The 5,062-nt window shown below is 67.8% G+C and carries 4 protein-coding genes and 1 pseudogene; 4 read left to right on the forward strand and 1 reads right to left on the reverse strand.

Annotation, left to right across the window (positions count from 1 at the left end):
* Positions 1-38 precede the first annotated feature (38 nt).
* The gene (locus tag ELR45_RS42655; RefSeq protein WP_129665908.1) at positions 39-374 is read left to right on the forward strand and encodes a competence protein CoiA family protein; all 336 of its coding nucleotides are present in this window, start codon (positions 39-41) and stop codon (positions 372-374) included.
* Here the strand turns inward: ELR45_RS42655 and ELR45_RS10855 are convergent.
* On the reverse strand, positions 339-1,943 hold the full coding sequence (locus ELR45_RS10855; RefSeq protein ID WP_165367667.1) for a peptide ABC transporter substrate-binding protein: 1,605 nt from the start codon (positions 1,941-1,943) through the stop codon (positions 339-341). The genes ELR45_RS42655 and ELR45_RS10855 overlap by 36 nt on opposite strands.
* A 633-nt stretch (positions 1,944-2,576) precedes the next feature.
* Here ELR45_RS10855 and ELR45_RS10860 point away from each other — a divergent pair.
* From ELR45_RS10860 to ELR45_RS42090, 3 genes and pseudogenes are all read left to right on the forward strand, one after another.
* A complete protein-coding gene (locus tag ELR45_RS10860; RefSeq protein ID WP_129665912.1) occupies positions 2,577-3,161 on the forward strand; it encodes a PadR family transcriptional regulator in 585 nt (194 codons plus the stop codon).
* A gap of 55 nt (positions 3,162-3,216) precedes the next feature.
* Positions 3,217-3,762 (forward strand): annotated as a pseudogene (locus ELR45_RS42660) (sulfatase-like hydrolase/transferase); the annotation flags it as partial.
* Positions 3,763-3,949: 187 nt separating this feature from the next.
* Positions 3,950-4,963, forward strand: a complete 1,014-nt coding sequence (locus ELR45_RS42090; protein ID WP_420813871.1) for an alkaline phosphatase family protein — start codon at positions 3,950-3,952, stop codon at positions 4,961-4,963.
* Positions 4,964-5,062: the final 99 nt, after the last annotated feature.

Below are 5,062 nucleotides of genomic sequence, written 5' to 3' on the forward strand. Positions count from 1 at the left end.
AGCGCATGGTCCGGCTTCCACGGAAGTGAGCTAGTGCAGTGTTATATGCGATCACAGCAGCTGGAGCCGATACCGAACCCACCCCAGGCGCCACTGGCCGCTGCTCCTTGTGTGGTGCCCCGGTCCTTGCACGATGCGGTGTCATCAACGCTTGGCATTGGGCCCACAAGACGGGCGACGACTGCGACACATGGGCAGAACCAACAACCGACTGGCATCGCGCCTATCAGCAAATAGTGCCGCCGGACCGATGTGAAGTCCCGCTTGGAGCACATCGTGCTGACATCGTCGCGACTACAGGGCACGTCCTAGAACTGCAACACAGCAGGGTGTTCAGGTCAGCTGGTTCTAGTTCTCGACGTAGATACCTTTAGTGGTGAAGACGGAGCTGTAGATCCACGGCTGCAGGTTTTGCACTCGCGGCTTGACGAGGAGGTTGTAGCCGCCCCACAGGACGGGGATGTTGGTGTACGTTTCGTTCCACGCACTTGCCGCCTGGACCAGTAGCTCGTGTTGGGTATCTGGATCCTCTTCCGCGGCCGCAGCGCGGGTGAGCTCAAGCGCGTCTTCGATCTCCGGGTGGCGATTTCGGTCCAGTATCTCTTGTACTTCTGTGCCGGACGCGCCGTCTGCGCGTGCTCGAAACACCTCTTCGGCGATGTCCGGCGGCGCGAGGTTTGTTCCATGGACGTTCGGGTTGGCGGGTATATTGCTCTTTGCGAATGCCAGCAGGCTCGGCGGATTGACCGCGACATTATTACCCAGAAGCCGGTGTAGTTCTCGTTGTGGACCTGCTCCCTCTTGTCCCCGTAGACGCCGATCTCGACAATGTCGAGTTCGGCGTTGATACCGAGGTTGTCTCGCCACATCTGGGCGATCGCTTCGACCCAGGGGCTGTTCTGGAAGTCGAGCAGGGTGACAGTCGGCATGCCCTCGCCGCCGGGATAGCCCGCCTCCTCCAGCAGGGTCGCGGCCTGGTCCGGGTCGAACGGGATCTGAGCGTCTTCGTCGTATCCGGGGACGGCCTCGGGGACGCGGGACGGCCCGGCCACGGCCGGCGTGGCCAGTTCGCCGAGCGCTTCCCGGTCGATGGAGATCGCCAGCGCGTGGCGCACCCTGACGTCGTGCAGGGCGGGGTTATGGCTGTTCATCACCACGAGTTGGCGGACCTGGTTGGTGGGCGAGGAAACCAGCTCGTCGGCGACGTCGGAGCTGGTGACTGCTTCTAGGTCGTCCTCGATACGACCGGTGATGTCGATCTCGCCTTGCTGGTAGGAGAGCAGGTCCGCGGTGGTGCCGCCGTCGTTGAACGAGATTTCCCAGCGGTCGAGATGATAGTTGTCGGCGTCCCAGTAGTGCTCGTTGGGGAGCAGTACGGCGCCTTGGTTGACGCGGAAGTCGTCGAGTATGTACGCGCCGTTGCTGACCCAGTTCTGCGGGTCCAGCCACGCCTCGCCGAGTTCCTCCGCGGTGGCCGGATGCAACGGCAGCCCCAAGTACTGCGCCAGTTTGAGCACCGCGTCGGGATCGGGCGTTTCCAGGGTGATCTCGAACGTGGCGTCGTCGACCGCCCGCGCGCCCACCGCTGAGAAATCTTCGGACTCACCGGTCGAGTACGCCTCCGCGCCGACGACCGACAACGTGGTCGGCTTGAACGACGGCGATCCTTCGCCGGCGACGCCGGGGGTGAGGATGCGTTTCCAGTTCCATTCGAAGTCGCCGGCGGTGACGGGGTCGCCGTTGGACCATCTGGTGTTGTCGCGCAGGTGGAAGGTGTAGGTCAGGCCGTCGTCGGAGATGTCCCAGGACTCGGCCGCTCCAGGGAGCACCTGCGACGGGTCGTCGGCGTCGATGACGACGAGACCTTCCCACAGGCCGATCATGAGGATCTGCCCAAACGACGAGTTCCCCTGCACGGCGGGATCGAGGTGGGTGACGGGCATCATAGATTGCTTCAGCGTTCCACCACGCTGGGGCTCGCCGCCACTGGTGTCGTCGCCGCCGTCGCCGCCGAATCCGCACGCGCCACTTGCCGCGGCGGCAGCGGCGAGCGTGGCGGCCAGGAAGGTACGGCGGCGCAGCGGAGCGCCTTCGTCCCGAATAATGAACCGCCATCATCGTCGGCTGGGGAGACCGGCGTTTCGACCAGCTCAGAAGCCTAGGCTGACGCGGTCTCACCTAGCCTGACACCGCCTGACTTCCAAGATCATCCCCCAAATTCTCCCAAGCGGAGGAACTGTGCAGCGGTCTTGGTGTCGGAAGGGCCGCATCGCTTCCCTCCGTTGGGCCGACTCTTCTGTAACCCTCCTTCACGATGAAGACGTCGCGTCACTGATGCACAAGATTTGCCGACACGGCGTAAGCCGCTGGCCATGTCCGGGGTTGCCGATATCGTCGGCGTGTTCGGGCGCGCACGACCGTCGTGAGGCACCAACCCTCCCGCCGCGCTCAAAGTACGTGAGACACGTCGGACCGTTGACCCACCCATTCCACTTGTGACATGGTCAGTGCCATCCCACTTGTGCCATGGACGGCACCCGATCGACGCCACGCGGCAGCGGGCGAGGGAGACGACGATGAAGCTCGAGATCATCCTGCTGGGGGTGCTGATCCGGCGGCCCTCGACCGGCTACGACCTGAAGAAGTTCATGGACACGAGCGGCCGGTTCATGCGGTCCAACACCCAGATGAGCCAGGTGCACCGCAGCCTCGCGCGGATGGAGGAGCGCGACTGGGTCTGGCACGCGGTCGAGTCCCGGCCGGGCGCCCAGGACGCCAAGTCCTACCACGTCTCACCCGAGGGCGAGACAGTGTTCCTCGACCGGCTCACCGGCCCGTACCAGCCGCCAAGCCGCTTCGAGGACCCCGAGCTCATGGTGCGGCTGTCCTTCTCCGGGTTCATGTGCCGCGACGACGTCCTGCGGCTCCTCGACACGGAGATCGAGGCGCGCCAGGCTCAGGTCGCCCGGTTCCGGAACCGCGACCGCAGCACCGACGTCGCCTCGACCCTCCCGTACGACGAGGCCCTCGCCCACACTGTGCTCGAGTGGTCCCACGCCAAGGGCGCCGCCTCGATCGACGCGCACATCGCCGCGTGCCGGCTCGCCGCCGAGCCGGCGGGCGAACCCGCGGCGACCACCGTCACGACCACCACCCGCTGAGCCCCACCACCGTCGCAACGAGACCCCTGGAGCACCCGTGCGCGCCATCGTCCTGATGTTCGACAGCCTCAACCGGCACCTGCTCGCTCCCTACGCCGACACGGTCGTCGACGCCCCGAACTTCGCGCGCCTGGCGTCGAAGGCCGTCACCTTCGACAACTTCTACGCCGGCTCGATGCCGTGCATGCCCGCCCGGCGCGAGATGCACACCGGCCGCCATAACTTCCTGCACCGCTCGTGGGGCCCACTCGAGCCGTTCGACGACTCGATGCCGCAGTTGCTCGGCGAGACCGGCGTGCACACCCACCTGATCTCCGACCACCCGCACTACTGGGAGGACGGCGGCGCCACGTACCACACGCGCTACACCACCTGGGAGTTCTTCCGCGGGCAGGAGGGCGACCCGTGGAAGGGCGTCGTCGCGGGCGACGCACCCGAGGGGATGCGTGGCCGAATGCGCTACCAGGACCAGGTCAACCGCTCCTACATGCCCACCGAGGCCGAGCACTCCCAGACCCTGACCGTCGACGCCGGGCTGCACTTCCTCGAGACCAACGCGGGCGCCGACCGGTGGATGCTGCAGATCGAGCTGTTCGACCCGCACGAGCCGTTCTTCACCCACCAGCGGTACAAGGACCTGTACTCCCACGACTACGACGGCCCCGAGTTCGACTGGCCGGCGTACCAGAAGGTCACCGAGCCCGACTCGCAGGTCGAGCACGCCCGCGCTGAGTACGCGGCCCCTGGTCTCGATGTGCGACCGCTCCCTGGGGCGGGTCCTCGACGCTATGGACGCCCACGACCTGTGGGACGACACGATGCTGCTCGTCAACACCGACCACGGGTTCCTGCTGGGCGAGCACGGCTGGTGGGCCAAGTCGGTGCAGCCCTGGTTCAACGAGCTGGTGCACCTGCCGATGTTCCTGTGGGACCCGCGCACCGGCGGCCGCGACACCCGCCGCGGCGCGCTCGCGCAGACGATCGACATCTCCCCCACGATGCTGCGGTTCTTCGACCTGGAGCCGACGACGGACATGCAGGGCCGCGACCTGGCCGGGGTGCTCGACGACGACGACCGGCGGATCCGCGACGGCGCCCTCTTCGGCGTCCACGGCGGGCACGTCAACGTCACCGACGGCCGCTGGGTGTACATGCGGGCCGCCGACTCGGCCGCCAACGCGCCCCTCGAGGACTTCACCCTCATGCCGACCCACATGCGGGGACGCTTCGGCGTCGACGAGCTGGCGGACTGGCAGCCCGCGGAGCCGTTCGCCTTCACCAAGGGACTGCGCACCCTGCGCGTGCCTGCAGCCACCGGCTGGCTCAACTCGCACGCCCACGGCACCCTGCTGTTCGACCTCGCGACCGCCCCCGCCCAGGACCGTCCGGTCGTCGACGACGACGCCGAGCTGCGCATGGCGAACCTGCTGGTGGGCCTGATGCGCGAGGGCGAAGCCCCCGCCTCCCAGTACGAGCGACTCGGCCTGCCCGCGACCGGGCCCGTGGCCCGCGATCACCTGCGCGCGCGGGACCACGCCGCGCGGGCGGCCGCCGTCGCCGAGCCGCTGCCCGCCCCCGACGAGCTGCGCGCCCCCGCGTTCCTGCGGGCCCCGCTGCACGAGCTGCTCGCCGACCCGGCGGCCCGTGCCGTGGTCGAGCGGCACGCCCCCGACCTCACCCGCACCGAGGCGCTCACGCTCCCGACCGGAGCGAGCCTGCTCGACCTCGCCGCGCACGCCACCGTGCCCGCGGCGACCCTGAGCGCGATCGACGACGACCTCACCCCCGCCCGCGTCGGCTGACACCCGGCTCCCTCCCTGACGACGACAGGACCGCCATGACCACCTCGACCGATCCCGCTGCCACCGCCACCGCCACCGCCGGCGTTCGGCCCGCGGCCG

Origin of the sequence: Phytoactinopolyspora endophytica (genome assembly GCF_004138495.1) — a bacterium.
In the GTDB taxonomy this organism is placed as follows: Bacteria; Actinomycetota; Actinomycetes; order Jiangellales; family Jiangellaceae; genus Phytoactinopolyspora; species Phytoactinopolyspora endophytica.